The organism is Streptomyces sp. ALI-76-A, assembly GCF_030287445.1.
GTDB lineage: Bacteria > Actinomycetota > Actinomycetes > Streptomycetales > Streptomycetaceae > Streptomyces.
The window spans coordinates 1619939-1636192 of sequence record NZ_JASVWB010000002.1 but is presented as its reverse complement, the minus strand read 5'-3'; the positions used below and the strand labels follow the sequence as shown (position 1 = coordinate 1636192).

18 protein-coding genes are annotated in these 16254 nt (G+C 75.0%); 10 read left to right on the top strand and 8 right to left on the bottom strand.

Annotation, left to right across the window (positions count from 1 at the left end):
• The first annotated feature begins 1 nt into the window (after window position 1).
• Genes rfaE2 through QQS16_RS08285 form a run of 4 tightly spaced genes read left to right on the top strand, consistent with a single transcriptional unit; the run spans window position 2 to window position 4081 of the window.
• Entirely contained in the window at window positions 2–1363 is a 1362-nt protein-coding gene (gene rfaE2, locus QQS16_RS08300) for a D-glycero-beta-D-manno-heptose 1-phosphate adenylyltransferase (RefSeq protein ID WP_286060974.1), read from the top strand.
• Entirely contained in the window at window positions 1360–2313 is a 954-nt protein-coding gene (locus QQS16_RS08295) for a glycosyltransferase family 9 protein (RefSeq protein WP_286060973.1), read from the top strand. The genes rfaE2 and QQS16_RS08295 overlap by 4 nt, the downstream gene beginning before the upstream one ends.
• A complete protein-coding gene (locus QQS16_RS08290; protein WP_286060972.1) occupies window positions 2310–3188 on the top strand; it encodes a glycosyltransferase family 2 protein in 879 nt (292 codons plus the stop codon). Before QQS16_RS08295 ends, QQS16_RS08290 begins: the two co-directional genes overlap by 4 nt.
• Window positions 3185–4081 carry a glycosyltransferase family 2 protein gene (locus QQS16_RS08285; RefSeq protein ID WP_286060971.1) on the top strand — a complete coding sequence of 299 codons (897 nt, stop codon included), beginning with the start codon at window positions 3185–3187 and terminating at the stop codon, window positions 4079–4081. Before QQS16_RS08290 ends, QQS16_RS08285 begins: the two co-directional genes overlap by 4 nt.
• Before the next feature lie 423 nt (window positions 4082–4504).
• On the opposite strand, the gene QQS16_RS08280 is transcribed toward QQS16_RS08285, so the two are convergent.
• Window positions 4505–4813: a DUF3040 domain-containing protein gene (locus QQS16_RS08280; RefSeq protein ID WP_286060970.1), complete on the bottom strand. Its 309-nt coding sequence runs from the start codon at window positions 4811–4813 to the stop codon at window positions 4505–4507.
• A gap of 489 nt (window positions 4814–5302) precedes the next feature.
• On the opposite strand from QQS16_RS08280, the gene QQS16_RS08275 reads away from it, so the two are divergent.
• Window positions 5303–7423 carry a SpoIIE family protein phosphatase gene (locus QQS16_RS08275; RefSeq protein ID WP_286060969.1) on the top strand — a complete coding sequence of 707 codons (2121 nt, stop codon included), beginning with the start codon at window positions 5303–5305 and terminating at the stop codon, window positions 7421–7423.
• Window positions 7424–7512: 89 nt separating this feature from the next.
• Window positions 7513–8502: an SDR family oxidoreductase gene (locus tag QQS16_RS08270; RefSeq protein WP_286060968.1), complete on the top strand. Its 990-nt coding sequence runs from the start codon at window positions 7513–7515 to the stop codon at window positions 8500–8502.
• Window positions 8503–8709: 207 nt separating this feature from the next.
• Here the strand turns inward: QQS16_RS08270 and QQS16_RS08265 are convergent, their stop codons facing one another.
• Together QQS16_RS08265 and QQS16_RS08260 are read right to left on the bottom strand one after the other, a co-directional pair.
• Window positions 8710–8955: a hypothetical protein gene (locus QQS16_RS08265; protein WP_286060967.1), complete on the bottom strand. Its 246-nt coding sequence runs from the start codon at window positions 8953–8955 to the stop codon at window positions 8710–8712.
• Window positions 8956–9042: 87 nt separating this feature from the next.
• Window positions 9043–9351: a hypothetical protein gene (locus QQS16_RS08260; RefSeq protein ID WP_286060966.1), complete on the bottom strand. Its 309-nt coding sequence runs from the start codon at window positions 9349–9351 to the stop codon at window positions 9043–9045.
• Window positions 9352–9591: 240 nt separating this feature from the next.
• On the opposite strand from QQS16_RS08260, the gene QQS16_RS08255 reads away from it, so the two are divergent.
• From QQS16_RS08255 to QQS16_RS08240, 4 genes are all read left to right on the top strand, one after another.
• Window positions 9592–10032 (top strand): SPW repeat protein, encoded by a 441-nt coding sequence (locus QQS16_RS08255; protein ID WP_286060965.1) that lies wholly within the window; start codon window positions 9592–9594, stop codon window positions 10030–10032.
• Between the two features lie 126 nt (window positions 10033–10158).
• Window positions 10159–11622, top strand: a complete 1464-nt coding sequence (locus QQS16_RS08250; protein WP_286060964.1) for an aminotransferase class I/II-fold pyridoxal phosphate-dependent enzyme — start codon at window positions 10159–10161, stop codon at window positions 11620–11622.
• 71 nt (window positions 11623–11693) lie between these two features.
• Window positions 11694–12185 (top strand): DUF2243 domain-containing protein, encoded by a 492-nt coding sequence (locus QQS16_RS08245; protein ID WP_286060963.1) that lies wholly within the window; start codon window positions 11694–11696, stop codon window positions 12183–12185.
• Window positions 12182–13150 (top strand): cytochrome c oxidase assembly protein, encoded by a 969-nt coding sequence (locus QQS16_RS08240; RefSeq protein ID WP_286060962.1) that lies wholly within the window; start codon window positions 12182–12184, stop codon window positions 13148–13150. Before QQS16_RS08245 ends, QQS16_RS08240 begins: the two co-directional genes overlap by 4 nt.
• On the opposite strand, the gene QQS16_RS08235 is transcribed toward QQS16_RS08240, so the two are convergent.
• The 5 genes from QQS16_RS08235 to QQS16_RS08215 form a co-directional block, all read right to left on the bottom strand.
• On the bottom strand, window positions 13102–13905 hold the full coding sequence (locus tag QQS16_RS08235; protein WP_286060961.1) for a phosphodiesterase: 804 nt from the start codon (window positions 13903–13905) through the stop codon (window positions 13102–13104). The two genes, QQS16_RS08240 and QQS16_RS08235, sit on opposite strands and share 49 nt — an antisense overlap.
• The gene (locus QQS16_RS08230; RefSeq protein WP_286066572.1) at window positions 13878–14135 is read right to left on the bottom strand and encodes a hypothetical protein; all 258 of its coding nucleotides are present in this window, start codon (window positions 14133–14135) and stop codon (window positions 13878–13880) included. The genes QQS16_RS08235 and QQS16_RS08230 overlap by 28 nt, the downstream gene beginning before the upstream one ends.
• Window positions 14136–14288: 153 nt before the next feature.
• On the bottom strand, window positions 14289–14693 hold the full coding sequence (locus QQS16_RS08225; protein ID WP_286060960.1) for a hypothetical protein: 405 nt from the start codon (window positions 14691–14693) through the stop codon (window positions 14289–14291).
• Window positions 14694–14742: 49 nt separating this feature from the next.
• On the bottom strand, window positions 14743–15381 hold the full coding sequence (locus tag QQS16_RS08220; RefSeq protein ID WP_286060959.1) for a hypothetical protein: 639 nt from the start codon (window positions 15379–15381) through the stop codon (window positions 14743–14745).
• Between the two features lie 66 nt (window positions 15382–15447).
• Window positions 15448–16173, bottom strand: coding sequence for a YqjF family protein (locus QQS16_RS08215; protein WP_286060958.1), 726 nt, complete (start codon window positions 16171–16173; stop codon window positions 15448–15450).
• Between the last annotated feature and the right edge of the window lie 81 nt (window positions 16174–16254).

Genomic DNA, 16254 nt, shown 5'->3' with positions numbered 1-16254 from the left:
CGTGTCCGGCAAGGCACCCCTCGTGGTCCTCGGCGACGCGCTGCTGGACCGCGACCTGACCGGCACCGCCGAGCGCCTCGCCCCCGACGCGCCGGTGCCCGTCGTCGCCGACTGCGCGCAGCGGCTGCGTCCGGGCGGCGCCGCCCTCGCCGCGTACCTCGCGGCGCGCGACGGCCGCGAGGTCACCCTGATCACCGGTCTCGGCGACGACCCGGCGAGCGAGGAACTGCGCCGGCTCCTCGCGCCGGAGATGAAGATCGTCGAACTCCCGCTGACCGGCGCGCTGCCCGAGAAGACCCGCGTGCTGGCGCAGGGCAGCCCGGTCGTCCGCCTGGACCGGGGCACCGGCCGGGCCGGCGAGGCCACCGACGAGGCACGCGAGCTGCTCCGCTCCGCCCCCGCGGTACTGGTCTCCGACTACGGGCGGGGTGCGGCGGACGCCCTGCGGGACGTTCTCACCGCGCGGCCCCCGCTGGTCTGGGACCCGCACCCGCGGGGCGGACCACCGGTGCCCGGCACCCGGCTGGTCTGCCCGGCCCGCTCGGAGGCGCGCGCCTTCGCCGACCACCAGGGCGACGGCAACTCCCTGCGGGACGCCGCCCGGGACGCCGCCGCCCTCGTGCGGCAGTGGCGGGTCGCCGCCGTCGCGGTGACCCTCGGCTCCAGCGGCGCCCTGCTGTCGTACGGCGAGCACCCGCTGCTCGTGCCCGCGGCCACCGCGCACCACGGCGACACCTGCGGCGCCGGTGACCGGTTCGCCGCCACGGCGGCCGGGTTGCTGGCCGGCGGGGCGCTGGTCGGGGAGGCCGTGGAGGGCGCCGTCGCCGCGGCCACCGAGTTCGTCGGCGCCGGCGGGGCGGCAGCCGTCACGCGCGCCGACCGCACCCCGGCGGCCGTCACCGACGCCGCGGACGCCCGCGATCTGGTCGCCCGCGTGCGCGCCACCGGCGGCACCGTCGTGGCCGCGGGCGGCTGCTTCGACCTGCTGCACGCCGGACACGTCGGGTTGCTCCAGGCCGCCCGGCGGCTCGGCGACTGCCTGGTCGTCTGCGTCAACTCGGACGTGTCGGTGCGGCGGCGCAAGGGCGCGGAACGGCCGGTGAACCCGCTGGCCGACCGGGTCCGCGTGCTCGACGCCCTCGCCTGTGTGGACGCCGTCGCCGTGTTCGAGGAGGACACCCCGGAGCGGCTGCTGGCCGACCTGCGCCCCGACATCTGGGTGAAGGGCGGTGACTACTCCGGCGCCGAACTGCCCGAGGCCGCGCTGCTCCAGGAATGGGGCGGGCAGGCGGTCCTGCTGCCCTACCTCGACGGCCGCTCCTCCACCGCGCTGGTGGCACGGGTGCGGGAAGGAGCCCGATGAGCACCCGTCCCCGTCTGCTCGTCCTGCGCGCCCTGGGCCTCGGCGACCTCCTCGCCGGGGTCCCCGCGCTGCGCGCGCTGCGCCGCGGCTTCCCGGACCACGAACTGGTGCTGGCCGCCCCGGAACAGCTCGCCCCGGTCGCCGCGGCCACCGGAGCCGTCGACCGGTTGCTGCCCGCCTCCGCCCCCGGCCGGGCCGTACCGCGCCGTCTCGACTGGACCGGCCCGCCCCCCGACATCGCCGTCGACCTGCACGGCAACGGACCGCCCAGCCACCGGCTCCTACGGTCCCTGCGCCCGGGCCGGCTGCTGGCCTTCGCCCACCCGGACACGCCCGAGATCGACGGGCCGGCGTGGTACGCCGAGGAACACGAACGGGACCGTTGGTGCCGCTTCCTGGAGGCCTACGGAATCCCAGCCGACGCGTCCGACCTCCGGCTGCCCCGCCCGCCGGAGCCGTCCCCGGCCCCCGGCGCGATCGTCCTGCATCCCGGTGCCGGAGCGCCCTCGCGATGCTGGCCCGTCGACCGGTACGCGAGCGTGGCCACCACGCTGCGCGCACGCGGCCACCGGGTCGTGGTCACCGGGGGAGCGGACGAGGGCGACCTGGTGGCGCGGCTGGCCAAGGAGGCCGGGCTGCCCGACACCGACGTGTTCGGCGGCGGCCTGCCCTTCGGACGGCTCTCCGCGCTCGTCGCCGACGCCCGCGCCGTGGTCAGCGGCGACACCGGCATCGCCCACCTCGCCGTCGCCCACGCCGCCCCGTCCGTCACCCTCTTCGGCCCCGTTCCGCCCAGTCGCTGGGGCCCGCCCGACCATCCGCGCCACCGGGTCCTGTGGCACCCGGGCCCGGACGGGGACCCGCACGGGCTCTGTACCGACCCGGTCCTGCTGCGCATCCGCCCCGAAGACGTCCTGGACGCCCTCGACCCCCTCACCGGCACCTCATGAACCACGCATCCGTCGGCGTCGTCATCGCCACCCGCGACCGCGCCCCCTCGCTCGCCCGCACCCTCCACGAGCTGCTCGGCCTTCCCGAGCGGCCGCCCGTCGTCGTCGTCGACAACGCCTCCACCGACGGCACCCGTGACCTGCTCGCCCGCGACTTCCCCCAGGTCCGCGTCGTGAGCCTGCCGCGCAACGAGGGCGCCCTCGCCCGCACCCACGGCGTACGCGCCCTCGACACCCCGTACGTGGCGTTCAGCGACGACGACTCCTGGTGGGCGCCGGGCGCCCTGAGCCGCGCCGCCGACCTCTTCGACACCCATCCGCGGCTCGGCCTGCTCTCCGCGCGCACCCTGGTCGGCCCCGCCGCCGAGCCCGACCCGCTCAACGAGGTGCTCGCCACCTCACCCCTGGGGCCGGCGGCCGATCTCCCCGGCACCCAGGTCCTCGGCTTCCTCGCCTGCGCCTCCGTCGTCCGCCGCAGCGCCTACCTGGACGCCGGCGGCTTCCACCCGGTGCTGTTCTTCGGCGGCGAGGAGACCCTGCTCGCCTACGACCTCGCCGCGCGCGGCTGGGGAGTCACCCACTGTCCCGATGTGGTGGCCCACCACCACCCGGACCCGGCGCCCCGCGCCGGCCGCTCGGTCACCATGCGCCGCAACGCCCTGCTCACCGCGTGGCTGCGCCGGCCGCTCGCGCACGCGCTCGCCCGCACCCGCGACCTGGCCGGCGAGGCCCGCCACGACCCCCACGCCCGGCATGTCCTGCGCGAGACCCTCGCGCGTCTGCCCGCCGCCCTGCGCGCGCGCCGGCCGCTGCCCCCGCAGGTCGAACTAGCGGCCCGCACCCTGGACCCCGCGGACGTGGGAGCGACGGTATGACCGACCCCCGCACCACCGTCGTCGTCATCACCCACAACCGCCGCCCCGAACTCCTGCGCACCCTCGACCGGCTGGCCGAACTGCCGGAGCGGCCCCGGGTGATCGTCACCGACAATGCCTCCACCGACGGCACCGCCGACGCGGTCACCCGCCACCACCCCGGGATGCTGCTGCTGCGACCCGGCCGCAACCTCGGCGCCGTCGGCCGCAACCTGGCCATGCGGCACGTGCGCACGCCGTACGTGGCCTTCTGCGACGACGACTCCTGGTGGGCGCCCGGCGCCCTGTCCGGGGCCGCCGACCTGCTCGACGGGCATCCCGCGCTCGGCGCGGTCACGGCCCGCATCGTCGTCGAGCCGGACGGCACCGAGGACCCCATCGTCGCCGAACTGCGCGACTCGCCCCTGCCGCGGCCCGGCTGGCTGCCCGGACCGGCGCTCGGCTCCTTCCTGGCCGCGGCGACCGTGCTGCGCGCCGACGCGTTCCGCGCCGCGGGCGGCTTCCATCCCCGGCTGTGGCTCGGCGGCGAGGAGGAGCTGCTCGCCGCGGACCTGGCGGGCGACGGCTGGTGGCTGACGTACGCCGATCACCTGACGGCACATCACCAGCCCTCGGTGGTAAGGGACTCCACGCTGCGCCGGGCCCACGGCATCCGCAACACGCTGTGGTTCACCTGGCTGCGCCGGCCCGCCGGGCCCGCCCTGCGCCGCACCGCGCACCTGGCCCGCACGGTCCCGCGCGACGCCGTGTCCCTGCGCGCCTTCGCCGAGGCGGCGGTCGCACTGCCGTGGGTGCTGCGCGAACGCCGGGTGCTGCCGACGGAGGTCGAGTCCCGGCTACGGCTGCTGGAGGACACCCAACGCCGCTCGACCGCCCGCCGCTACACGGGCTGACCGGCCGACGGGGGCGTGGGGGACTGCTCGCGACGAGGGCGCGGGCGGGGGGTGGCCGCGCACCGGGTCATGGGTGGTGGCTCAAGGGGGCGACGGTTCGGGCTGTTCGCTGCTGCGGGCTTGCGCTCATGGCTCCGCGCGCCGGCACAGCGGCCGGAAGGGGGTGCGCGTGACTGGTCGCGACGCGACTGCGTGCAGGGGTGGCCGCTCGCCAGGTTTCCTGCCGCTCGGCCGCGTCCGACACCGCGTGGTGCCGCGAGGGGCCACGCGCATGGATGGTGACCCAACGAGCCGACGCCTCGGGCGTGTTCGCGGTGCGGGTGGCGCTCATGGCTCCGCGCGCCGGCACAGCGCAGGGGTGGCCGCTCACCGGCTCACGGCCGATGGCTCAACGGGTGGGCACCTTCGGGGGCGTGGGCCCGTTCACGGTTCCGTCCACCGGCACAGCAGCCGGAACACGGCGTACAGCGTCACGGGCCACACCGCGGCGAAGGACCAGATCACCACCGGCTCCGAGGTGGCGATGCCGGCCGCCATGAGGGCGACGGACGCCACCAGCAGCAGCGCGACGGTCCACGGATGCGGGCGGTAGCGCGCCACGCGGGCCACCACGGGCCGCGGGCGCCGGTCCAGCGCGCGCATCCGGCGGTCCAGGCGGCGGTCGCGGCGCAGGACGCGCTCCAACTCGTCGAGGATGTGCTGTTCGTCGTCGCGGAGCGGACCGGTCGTCACTGTCTCTCCTCGTCGGTCGCCACCGGGGATGTGACCCAGGTGCCCTGGCGCGCGGCCGGCTAACGGGCGCAGCGCGGTGAAGGGACCCGGCGGAGGTCTTCGCCCGTCGTCTCCCGGCGAGCCCCGGGGGCGCCGTGACCGGATCCGCCCGGGACGAAGATGTCGGGCACGCGCTGTGTGCCGGGTGCCTCCGGCCGACGGGCGATCCGGATCACCTGGGAGAACGTCCGGCACCCGCTGTGTGCCGGGTGCCTCCGGCTGACGGGCGATCCGGATCACCTGGGAGAACGTCGGGAACCCGCTGCGTGCCGGGCCGTCCCCGGCTTGCTGGGCCGTCGGCGCGGGATGGCGTGACGGCCGCGGTTCGTGGGCGTAACGTCCTCATATGGGTGAGATCGGGCACGTCCGGGGCGGGTGCGCCACGCCGTCAGGGGAGCGGCGGTGCGCCCCCGGCCGCCCGCGCGCCCCCCGCGACGCGGGAGGCGCCCCGTGACCGGCGAGGCCGATCCGGTCGCCGACACCCGCGAACTGGACGCCGTGTTCGCGGAGACGGTGCGCCGGACCGGCGCGTCCATCGGCGCGCTGTACCTGCTCGCACCGGACGGGCAGGTGCTGTGGCTCGACGTGCTGTGCGGGGCGCCGGCCGAGTTCGCCGCACCGTGGGCGAGGGTGTCGACGGCCGCTCCGGCCCCGGTGGCCGACGCGGTCCGCGAGGAACGGATGGTGTGGGTGGGCAGCCAGGAGGAGATGGTCCACTCCTACCCGCGCACCGCGATGGCGCTGCCCTACCCGCTGGCGCTGGTCGCCGCCCCGGTCACCGGTGTCCGGCGGTGGGGAACACTGCTGCTGATGTGGCCGGCCACCCGCCCGCCGTACATGACGGGCCGGGAGCGGGGGCACATCGCGTCCCGGTGCGGGCGGCTCGCCCGGCTGCTGGAGGAAGCCGTCGAGCGCGGCAGGTCCCCGGCCCCCAGCGAGCAGCCACGTGTCGTCCCCCTCGAGGACGGCCGCCGGCCCGTGGACCCGGTGACGGCCGTCGCCGACTTCGCGGAGCGCCTGCCCGGCGGCAGCTGCGCCGTGGACCTGGAGGGGCACTTCACCTACCTCAGCTCCGGCGCCTGCCACCTGCTGGGCCGCGAGGCCGGACAGCTGCTGGGCACCCTGCCGTGGCAGTCCCTGCGCTGGCTCGACGACCCCATCTACGAGGACCGCTACCGAGCCGCGGTGATCAGCCGCGAACCCGTGTCGTTCACTGCCTGCCGCCCACCGGACCACTGGCTGGAGTTCCACCTCTACCCGGACGCCAGCGGCATCAGCGTCCGTATCGTGCCCAGCGGCGCGCAGCCCCCGCCCGTCCCCGCGCCCCCCCACTCCACGCGCACCGTGACACCGGCCCGCGCCGGCCGGCTGTACCAGCTCACCCATCTGGCCGCCGCGCTGACCGAGGTCGTCGGCGTCCAGGACGTCATCGACCTGGTCGCCGACCAGATCATGCCGGCCTTCGGCGCCCAGGGCCTGGTCCTGTCCACCGCAGACGCCGGCCGGCTGCGCATCACCGGCCACCGCGGCTACCGCGCCGACACCATCGAGGGTCTGGACGCCCTGTCCCTGGACACCGACTTCACCCCGGCCGGGCGCGCCCTCAGCAGCGGCATCCCCGCCTTCTTCGCCGCCCCGGAGGAGATGCGGCGCGTCTACCCCGACGCACTGCTGATCAGCGGCAAGCAGGCCTGGGCCTTCCTGCCGCTGATCATCTCCGGCCGCCCCGTCGGCTGCTGCGTCCTCTCCTACGACCATCCGCACACGTTCTCCGCCGAGGAACGCGCCGTCCTGACCTCACTCGCCGGACTCATCGCGCAGGCCCTCGACCGTGCCCGCCTGTACGACACCAAGCACGAGTTGGCGCACGACCTCCAGCAGGCACTGCTCCCACGCACCCTGCCCCCGGTCACCGGCCTGCGGGTCGCCGCCCGCTACCTGCCCGCGACCCGCGGAATGGACATCGGCGGAGACTTCTACGACCTGATCCGGCTCGGCGACACCGCCGCCGCGGCCGTCATCGGCGACGTCCAGGGCCACAACGCGGCCGCCGCCGCGCTGATGGGGCAGGTGCGTACCGGTGTGCACGCCCACGCGACCCTCGGCACCACCCCCGACCAGGTCCTCGCCCGGACCAACCGGCTCCTGACCGATCTCGGCCCCGACCTGTTCACCAGTTGCCTCTACGCCCACCTCGACTTCACCCGCCACCGCGTCACCCTCGCCAGCGCCGGCCACCCGCCCCCGCTGCTGCGCCTCCCCGGCGGCGACACCCGGCCCGTCGACGTGCCGCCCGGACCGCTCCTGGGCGTCGTCCCCGACGCGGTCTACCCCCTGACCGAACTCCCGCTCACCCCCGGCCTGCTGCTCGCCTTCTACACCGACGGACTCGTCGAGACACCGGGGGTCGACCTCGACGAGTCCATCGCCGGTCTCGCCCGCCACCTCGCGCACGCCGACGACAGCGACCTGGACCTGCTCATCGACGAGCTGCTGAGAAGGACCAGTACGACGGGGCAGCGCACCGACGACCTCGCCCTCCTCGTGCTCCAGCACGGAACGGGCCGCTGACAGCCGAGATGACTCGGCGGTGCCGGGTACTCGTCCGTCGCGGAGGCGGACACGAGCGTCCGGCTCCGCCGGATCAGAGGAGGTACGGGATGCGGTTGCGTAATCAGGTGGTGGTGGTGACCGGGGCGTCCAGCGGAATCGGACGCGCCACGGCCGAGGCGTTCGCCCGCAAGGGATGCGCCGTGGTGCTGGCCGCGCGCCGCGAGGAGGCGCTGGAGGCGACCGCCGAGGAGTGCGCCAAGCACAGCGGGGCACGGACGCTGGTCGTGCCGACCGACACGACGGACGTGAAGGCGGTCGACGACCTGGCGGAGCGCGCCGTGCAGGAGTTCGGCCGGATCGACGTCTGGGTGAACAACGCGGCCGTCAACGCCTTCGGCCGTTTCGAGGACGTGCCGCTGGAGGACTTCCGCAAGGTCCTGGACGTCAACGTGATGGGCTACGTGCACGGGGCGCGGGCGGCTCTGCGGGTGATGCGGCAGCAGGGGACGGGCACGCTGGTCAACATCTCGTCGATCGCGGGTGCCGTCTCCCAGCCGTACAGCCACCCGTACAGCATGTCGAAGCACGCCGTGCAGGGCCTTGGATCGAGCCTTCGGCAGCAGCTGCGGGTGGAGGGGGTGAAGGGCATCCATGTGTGCACCGTGATGCCCGCGACCATCGACACCCCGCACTTCGAGCAGGCGGCCAACTACACCAGGCGCAAGGTGGTCGCCATGCCACCGGTCTACAGCCCCGAACGGGTGGCCAAGGCAGTCGTGGACGTCGTCCGGCACCCGCAGCGGGAGGTCGTGGTCGGCCCCGCCGGCAAGGCCCTCGTACGGCAGGCCCGGAAGGCACCGGGGCGCGCCGAACGGGTCATGGCACGGCAGACGGACAAGAGCCATCTCGATCACGGCCAGGAGGCCCCGCACACGCACGGAGCGCTGCACGTGCCGGCTCCCGGTGAGGGCGCCGTGCACGGCGGCTGGGGCGGACGGCGGCGTACCGCGATGCGCAGGACGGCCGTCGCCGCCGCGCTGGCGGGAGCGGCCGTGACCGCCGGCCGCCGGATGAGCCACGGCCGGGTCGGCGCCTGACCCGCACCCTCGTGAGAGTCGGGCGGTTCGCCGTACGGCAGTCGATGGTCGATATCCGGCCTCCGGCGTCCGGTTGTTCGGCGAATCGCGCGACGGCGGCCCCCACGCGCGGCGAGGCGCCCGAGGCCAAGGACCTCGGGCGCCTCGCCGCGCGCTGTGCGGTACCCCCGGTGACGGTGTCTTCCCCTTGCTCTCAGCCGGTTGCTCTCAGCCGCCCTGTTGCCGCACCGTGGCGTCGAGGGTGGCCGCCACCGCGTCGGGATCGCCGGCCGCCGACGGGGCTGCCGCCAGGCGTTGCCGCAGATCCCGGCCGGTCACGACGGTCAGCGCGCCGCGCCAGTCCTCCGAGTCCAGTTCCGGCGCCGCGACCACCTCGGCCCGGCCGCCGACCAGCACCAGTACGGCGTCGTCCGCACGGTTCAGCAGTTCACGCACATGATCACCAGTGATCATCGGATCGTTTCCCTTCCTGTGCTTCCGGGCCCGTCCCGCGGCGCCCCCGGATCAGCCCGCCGCCCGGCCCGGCGGGCAACGAGCGGCTCAGGGCCGGGGGTTGACGCGGTGCCACCTCGGGCGGGCGTCCGTACCACGGTGTCCGGCGACGGAGGCGCAGCGCGGGCACCGGCGCTGTACCCGGTCCGCGGCCCCGCCTGATTCCGGGACCGTGTCCAGCCACGTGACGTGCGGGAAACGGATCAGCCGGGAGCGGCTGAGGGACAGACCGCAGACGGTCTGGTTCATGCCCTGCTCCCAGGCGTGGACCTCGCCGGCGGGCAGCCGACGCCGGCCCTCCTCCTCGTCGGTCCACTGTCCGGAGGCGGCGACGGTGTACTGCTTGACGCGTCCCATGGCGCGCCGGGTACCCCGCGGCACACGCCGTGAAGCCTGCGCCGCGCGCGCCCGCGGCGGGACGGAACACAGGCGCGACGGACCACAGGCGCGCCCGAACACGGGCGCACCCGAAACGGGCCGGACGGAACACGGCCGGGACGGTTCGATCGCCCGGCCACAGGGGTACTCGTGGGACTCCACAGACCCGGCCGGAACTTCCCGGAGGTGATGGGAGTGACAACCTCTCCCAGGTCGTCGATGGAAACCCATCCCGACATCGTCGCCATGCGCAACCGTCACGAGATGGCGGAGCGCGCCACCAGTACGCCCAGGGCGCAGGCCATCGAGGCGCTGGCCTTCCTCACCGGCGTGTACCTGGCGGCCTCCCCGTGGATCGCGGGGTTCAACAACCTGACCGTCCTGGCGGTCAACAACCTCATCGTCGGTATCTCCTACGCGCTGTTGATGAGCGGAGGCTTCGGCCGCGCCTACGAGCGCACCCACAGCATGGCGTGGGCGGCCTGCGCACTGGGAGCGTGGACCATCATCGCGCCATGGGCGGTCTCCGGTGACGTCAGCACCACCAGGACCATCTGGAACAACGTCATCGTCGGGGCCGTCGGCCTGCTGCTGGGCCTGGCCGCCAGCGCCGTCGCGAGCGAGCGGCGGTCGTCGCGGTCCGGTACGTCCGCCCGGTAGGGCCGGCGCACCGAGGCGGCTCGCGTACGGCCCCGAGCGACGCCCGCATCCCGTGGGCCCGGACCGGTTGCCCCGGTCCGGGCCCACGGACGCCACAGGGGCGGAGAACCACACGTGGAGGAAACGATGGATCACTCGCGGGTCCCGGTGCTGGAGGCGTTGCAGGAGTTCCGGCGTCGTGGAGACACGGTCTACGGCCCGCCCAGGCACCGGCAGGGCCGCGGCGCGGACCCGCGGGTGGCGGAGATCGTCGGGCTCGATGTGTTCCGCTCGGACGTCCTGTCCCTCAACGGGCTGGACGACCGCCGTCAGTCCCAGGGCGTGCTCAGCCGGGCCCAGGAGCTGATGGCCGACGCGGTCGGCGCCGACCAGGCGTTCTTCTCCACGTGCGGCAGTTCCCTGTCGGTGAAGACCGCCATGCTGGCCGTGGCCGGCCCCGGCGAGAAGCTGCTGCTCTCCCGTAACGCGCACAAGGCCGTGATCGCCGGCGTCGTCGTCAACGGGGTCGAGCCGATCTGGGTCCACCCGAAGTTCGACGGCGAACGGCACCTGGCGCACCCGCCGGAGCCCGACGACGTACGCCGCCGCCTCCAGGAGCACCCCGACGCCAAGGGCATGCTCCTGATCACACCCACCGACTGGGGGACCTGCGCCGACATCAAGGGCGTGGCCCGGGTGTGCCACGAGTTCGACGTCCCGCTCATCGTCGACGAGGCGTGGGGCGCGCACCTGCCGTTCCACCCGGGGCTGCCCGCCTGGGGCATGGACGCCGAGGCGGACCTGGTGGTCACCAGCGTCCACAAGATGGGCAGCGCCATCGAGCAGAGCTCCGTCTTCCACCTCCAGTACGACCGGGTGTCGCCGGAGGCGCTCAAGCAGCGGGAGGACCTGCTCGGCACGACCAGCGCCTCGTCCCTGGTGTACGCGACCCTCGACGGCTGGCGCCGCCAGATGGTCGAGCAGGGGCACGCGCTCCTCGACGCCGCGCTGCACCGCGCGCAGCGGATCCGGGCCGCGGCCGGTGACCTGCCCGGACTGCGGCCCATGGGCCAGGAGGTCGTCGAGGAGGGGCTCGCCGCCTCCTACGACCCGCTGAAACTGGTGATCGACGTACGGGAACTCGGCATCAGCGGTATGCAGGCCGCCGAGTGGCTGCGGACCCACCGGCACGTGGACGTCGGCGGCTCCGACACCTGCCGGATCAGCGCCTCGATCACCCACGCCGACGACGACGAGACCGAGAAGGTCCTGCTGGACGCCCTGCGCGCCCTCGCCGAAGGCGCCGACTCCATCGAACGTCAGCCGCCGGTCCACCTGCCGGAGCCGTCCGCCCTGGAGCTGGAGCAGGCCATGCTGCCGCGCGAGGCGTTCTTCGCCGAGGCCGACCACGTGCCGGCCGAGCGCGCCGCGGGACGGATCGCCGCGGAGATGATCAGCCCCTACCCTCCGGGCGTGCCCGCGATCGCCCCCGGAGAAGTGATCACCGACGAGGTCCTCGACTACCTGCGCAGCGGCGTCGAGCACGGCGTCCTGATCCCGGACGCGTCCGACCCGTCCGTCCGGACGCTGCGCGTGGTGGCACGGCACTGAGGACCGGGGCCCCGAGCAACCGTGGGTCCGGCGGCCGCCGGACGCCCAGGAAGGAAGGCGAGACCGCCCGCATGAGTGCTTCAGCCTCCGCCCGGACCGACTCCGTTCCGCGTCCGGAGACCCGGAGGTCCCTGGCCGTGTGCGCCCTGATCGGCATGGCGGTCATGGCCGGGACCGACGAGATCGTCTTCCACCAACTGCTGGGCTGGCACCACTTCTACGACCGTTCCACCACCAAGGTGGGCCTCTTCTCCGACGGTCTGCTGCACACCGCCGAACTCCTCGCGCTCGTCGCCGGGTTCTTCCTCTACGCAGACCTGCGCCGCCGGCGGGTCCTGGCCGCCGCCCACGCCCGGGCGGGCTTCTTCCTCGGCCTGGGCGCGTTCCAGCTCTTCGACGGGATCGTGGACCACAAGCTGCTGCGCGTGCACCAGATCCGCTACGGGGTGGACGTGACCCCTTACGACTGGGCCTGGAACCTCGGCGGCCTCGCGCTGCTGCTCATCGGCTGCGCCCTGTTCGCGCGCGCGGCCCGCCGCGCCCGGACGGAGCCGACGACGTGACGCGGGCCCACGTCCACCCGGTCTCCGCCGGCGTGGGCTGGGCAGACCTGGCGGGGGCGTCCGTCGCGACGGCCGCGGTCCTGGCGGCGGTCGGGTACCTGCTGGCCGCCCACCGCCTGCGTCGGCGCGGGGACACCTGGCCCCGGCTGCGGGACGTGTCCTTCACCGCCGGGAGCGGCGCGCTGGCCTGGGCGATGCTCGCCGACCCGCCGGGCGGACCGTTCACCGCGCACATGACCCGGCACCTGGTCGCCGGGATGGCGGCCCCGCTGCTCCTGGTCCTGGCCCGTCCCCTCACCCTGGGCCTGCGCACCCTGCCGCCCGGCCGGCTGCGACGGGGCCTGCTGGCGACGGCGCACGCACGGCCCGCCCGCCTCCTGCTGTTCCCGGCGCTGGCGGCCCTGGTGGACGTCGGCGGCCTGTGGCTGCTGTACCGCACCGGGATCTTCGCCGCCACGCACTACCAGCCGCTGCCGTACGCCCTGGTGCACGCGCACGTGACGGTCGCCGGCCTCTGGTTCACCTTCGCGGTCTGCCAACTCGATCCGGTGCGCCGCCGCTGGAACCTCGCCGTGCGCGCCACCACCCTGCTGGGCGCCGGCACCCTCCACGCGGTTCTCGCCAAGAGCCTGTACGCCACACCGCCGCCCGGTACCGCCTTCACCCCCGGGGACCTGCACACCGGCGCCCAACTCATGTACTACGGCGGTGACCTGGTCGAGCTCGCCCTGGCCGTCACGCTGGCCGCCCAGTGGTACGCCGCCACCGGCCGCGCCCACGCCCGCCACCTGAGGGCGCCTCATGACCGTTCGCCTGGTGACCGTTCGGCTTCCCGGCCCTCGGTGGCAGGTCTCGACCGTTCCGTCCCCACGGTCCTCGGCGCGGGGCGCGCGGCACGCGGCACAGGAGGCCCGGCTCAGCTGTCCCGGGATCCCTCCCGACGGCCGGCGCGGGAACCGCGGTAGGCGGCGCGGCGGGTCGCGGCCAGGGTGCTGCCGGGGGTGAACCCGGTGCCGCTGTGCGTGTAGATGTCGAAGTCCAGGCTCTCGTCCTGGGCCACGGACAGGGGAGCGCGGACCGTCAGGACGGCGAACGCTCGCCAGGTCCGGCCGGACTCCTGGGCACACAGGTCGAAGGCGAGCGGCCCGGCGGCCAGGGCCCGGGTCAGACTCGCGGGATCGCCGTGCACCGGCGCCCGGCCGGCGCGGCGGGGAAAGGCGGCCAGAACGCGGTCGCGGCCCCCCACCCGGTAGGAGAGCAGGCTGGAGTACGGGCCGCCCAGCGCGTCGGCGCGCAACCGCGGCAGACGGCGGGTGAGCCTGCCCCGGCCGCTGCTGGTGAGCAGCAGGTCGACCGGGCGGCCGGGGCCCTCGGCGTCCTCCACCCGCACGGCGAGCCCGAGCCCGTCGGGCAGTCGGCGGGGCAGGCCGGCCGCTCGGGAGAGGCGCACCGTGGCGGCGTACCGCGCGGGCGTGTCCAGCCATGCCGCACCCCACGGTCCGGCCCCGTCGTCCCAGACCTCCAGCTCGGCCGTGCACGTCAGCCCGTCCGGATGCAGGGCGGGGGCCGCGCGCAGCCGGGCCAGCCGGCGGAAGCCCGCCTCGACCGCGGCGATCGGCCGGGGCCCTGTCGTCCTCCGCGGTCGCCGCTCTCCGGCGACCGGGGCGTCGGCGGGCGGCGTCGCGACGCCGCTCACGGACCGGACCAGCCGCTCTCCCACGCCTTGCTCCTCTCCTCGTCCTTGTCGTTCTTGTCGTTCTTGTCGTCCTGGTTGGCCTGGTTGTCGGTCGCGTAGCCGTCGGTCGCGTCGCCGTCGGTGCCCTCGCCCTCCGCCTGCGGAGGCGTCGTCCGGGGCACGTCACGATGAGCGGGCGCTCCCTCCCGCTCCTGGTCCGGCGCGGTGTCCTGCTCCCGCTCGCCCTCCGCCTGGGAAGGGGTCTGCTCGCTCATGGCTGGGCTCCTTGTCGGGTGCTCGATGATCCGTGGTCCGTGGTACGTCGTCGGGGGTGCGGTGGTGTGGTGTCGTCGTGCGTGGCCGAGAGCGCTCCGGTCGCGGCGGTGGTGCGGGTGCCTCCCGGGGCGCTCGGGCACGGGGCCGGCCGCTCACCGCTTGCCGCTCCTCGCCGCCCTGGTGCTCCGCACGGCGGGGGACCGCAGCCACGCCGTGATCCACCCGGTCTGCATCGCGGCATCGAGCAGATACGTCGGCCGGATCCGTCCCTTGGGCACATAGACCAGATCGATGGCCAGCAGGGTCAGGGCGGTGCCCAGACCGATGCGGCGGGCGTGTGCCGGGCCCTGCGGGTCCTCGGCCGCGGCGAGCTGGGCGAGCCCGGCGGAGACCAGCAGCCCGCCCGTCGTCCTCTGGAGCCACACGTCGGTCTTCGGCCCGAAGACCCACTCGAAGCTGCGCAGATGCAGCAGCGGCCACAACCCGCCCACGACGTTGAAGGCGCCCTGCGCCACCGTCAGCACGTCCGCCGGTTCCGGTGTTCTCGCTCGTCCCATGAGACCGTCCCTCCGTGTGGCCCGCCGGGTACCCGCACGCCGGATCTCCTCACGCCGGGGCCGCCGCCACGGTCGTGATGACCCGGGTCAGGGCGGGGGTGCGCGGCACCGACCCGAAACCGAACCGCACCGGAGGGTCGACCGGTGCCAGTCCGCCGAGGTCGTGGCCCTCGAAGACGGCCGACGCCGCGCGGATCGGCCGCAGGTCCCGCGCGCCGTACCACTCCCGGCGCCCCGAGCCCGCGCTGCCCCGCGTCCGTACGCCGGGCATCAGCATCCGGGCGGGAAGGTCCGTCAGCGCGCTCCACGCCGGACGCCCGGCGAGCGCGCCGGGAACGGCACGCAGCAGAAACCCGAGGACCCCCCGGCGGCCCGCGGTGAAACGCAGGGCGAGGGAGTCCGCGGTCACGGTCCAGGTGTCGCCGACGACGCCCACCTCGACCGGGACGACCCGCACGGCGTCGAAGACATACGTGCCACTGACGAAGTCCGCCGTCTCCGCGGTGGGGGCCAGCAGCAGCCGCTCCCCGTCGGCCCGTTCCAGCATCACGTCGCTGAAGGGCCCGTACGGCGACCGCGGCCAGTGCCCCAGGACGACGCGCGTGCCCGAGGACGTGCCCACGCCCGCGATCCAGCCGTCGAACCGCAGCCGCGGGCGGTGCCCGGCTCCGCTGAACATCCGGCTCATCCGTTCGCTCCCGCTCGTGTGCCCCGAAGGGAGACCGGACGGGGAGGCCCGCCGGGTCGATGGCTGTCAGGAGGGTCGCGGCCCGGGGACACAAGGCCGGGAGACCCCCAGACGTACGTGCCCGACGCCCGGGGAGAAGTGCACGACCGGCTCGGAACGAGGGGCGGGCAGGCCGGCCGCTGAGGTCAGCGTCTCCTCCAGCACCTCGACGGCGGCGTCCGCCAGCGGCCACGGCTCGTGCTCCACGGGCGTCTCCCAGAGCAGGCCCAGCCGCCGCGTGTACGCCCGCCAGCGCGAGGTCAGCCACACGTCCCGCGGCGCCGGCCGGATCGGGTCGCCGGGGCGGACGACCAGGCGGTAGGAGGCACCGCCGCCCCATCGCGCACCCGTGTAGGAGACGCCGTTCCCGTCCCTGGAGACATCCAGCGTGCCCGGGTTGTACGGCGCACCGATGGTGCGGGCCGCCAGCATCAGCGGGCAGGCCACCTCGATGGACAGGAACCACAGTCCGTCCCGCCCGTCCCGGTGGCGGACGTAGGTCCGCAGGTTGGTCTCCGCGAACGTCGGCAGCCCGGGCACCGCGGCGGGCACGCCGTGCGGGCGCACGTCCGCCATGACGAAGGGCGTGAGCCCCACCCAGGCGGCGCCCTCGTACACGTCCACGGTCAGCTCCCCGGGCAGCAGCGCCTGCACCGCCTCCGGCGGGAACGCCCAGTGCACGAACGTCTGCGTCCGCCAGCCCGCCCGCAACGCCGGCCAGCGCACCCGCTGTTCCGCTCCGTACGCCACCACAGGCGGCGAGTCCCCCACGGGCGTCCGCGAAAACGCCGGGCGACGGGAAGCGGGACCGCGGCCGGTCGTGCGCGCGCGGTC

What these genes read in the sequence shown, in the direction of transcription:
- QQS16_RS08255 (WP_286060965.1), top strand. Translation starts at nt 9,592, where the DNA reads ATGGAAACCCATCCCGACATCGTCGCCATGCGCAACCGTCACGAGATG.
- QQS16_RS08290 (WP_286060972.1), top strand. Translation starts at nt 2,310, where the DNA reads ATGAACCACGCATCCGTCGGCGTCGTCATCGCCACCCGCGACCGCGCC.
- QQS16_RS08230 (WP_286066572.1), bottom strand. Translation starts at nt 14,135, where the DNA reads ATGAGCGAGCAGACCCCTTCCCAGGCGGAGGGCGAGCGGGAGCAGGAC.
- QQS16_RS08225 (WP_286060960.1), bottom strand. Translation starts at nt 14,693, where the DNA reads ATGGGACGAGCGAGAACACCGGAACCGGCGGACGTGCTGACGGTGGCG.
- QQS16_RS08250 (WP_286060964.1), top strand. Translation starts at nt 10,159, where the DNA reads ATGGATCACTCGCGGGTCCCGGTGCTGGAGGCGTTGCAGGAGTTCCGG.
- QQS16_RS08245 (WP_286060963.1), top strand. Translation starts at nt 11,694, where the DNA reads ATGAGTGCTTCAGCCTCCGCCCGGACCGACTCCGTTCCGCGTCCGGAG.
- QQS16_RS08260 (WP_286060966.1), bottom strand. Translation starts at nt 9,351, where the DNA reads ATGGGACGCGTCAAGCAGTACACCGTCGCCGCCTCCGGACAGTGGACC.
- QQS16_RS08220 (WP_286060959.1), bottom strand. Translation starts at nt 15,381, where the DNA reads ATGAGCCGGATGTTCAGCGGAGCCGGGCACCGCCCGCGGCTGCGGTTC.
- QQS16_RS08270 (WP_286060968.1), top strand. Translation starts at nt 7,513, where the DNA reads ATGCGGTTGCGTAATCAGGTGGTGGTGGTGACCGGGGCGTCCAGCGGA.
- QQS16_RS08295 (WP_286060973.1), top strand. Translation starts at nt 1,360, where the DNA reads ATGAGCACCCGTCCCCGTCTGCTCGTCCTGCGCGCCCTGGGCCTCGGC.
- QQS16_RS08265 (WP_286060967.1), bottom strand. Translation starts at nt 8,955, where the DNA reads ATGATCACTGGTGATCATGTGCGTGAACTGCTGAACCGTGCGGACGAC.
- QQS16_RS08285 (WP_286060971.1), top strand. Translation starts at nt 3,185, where the DNA reads ATGACCGACCCCCGCACCACCGTCGTCGTCATCACCCACAACCGCCGC.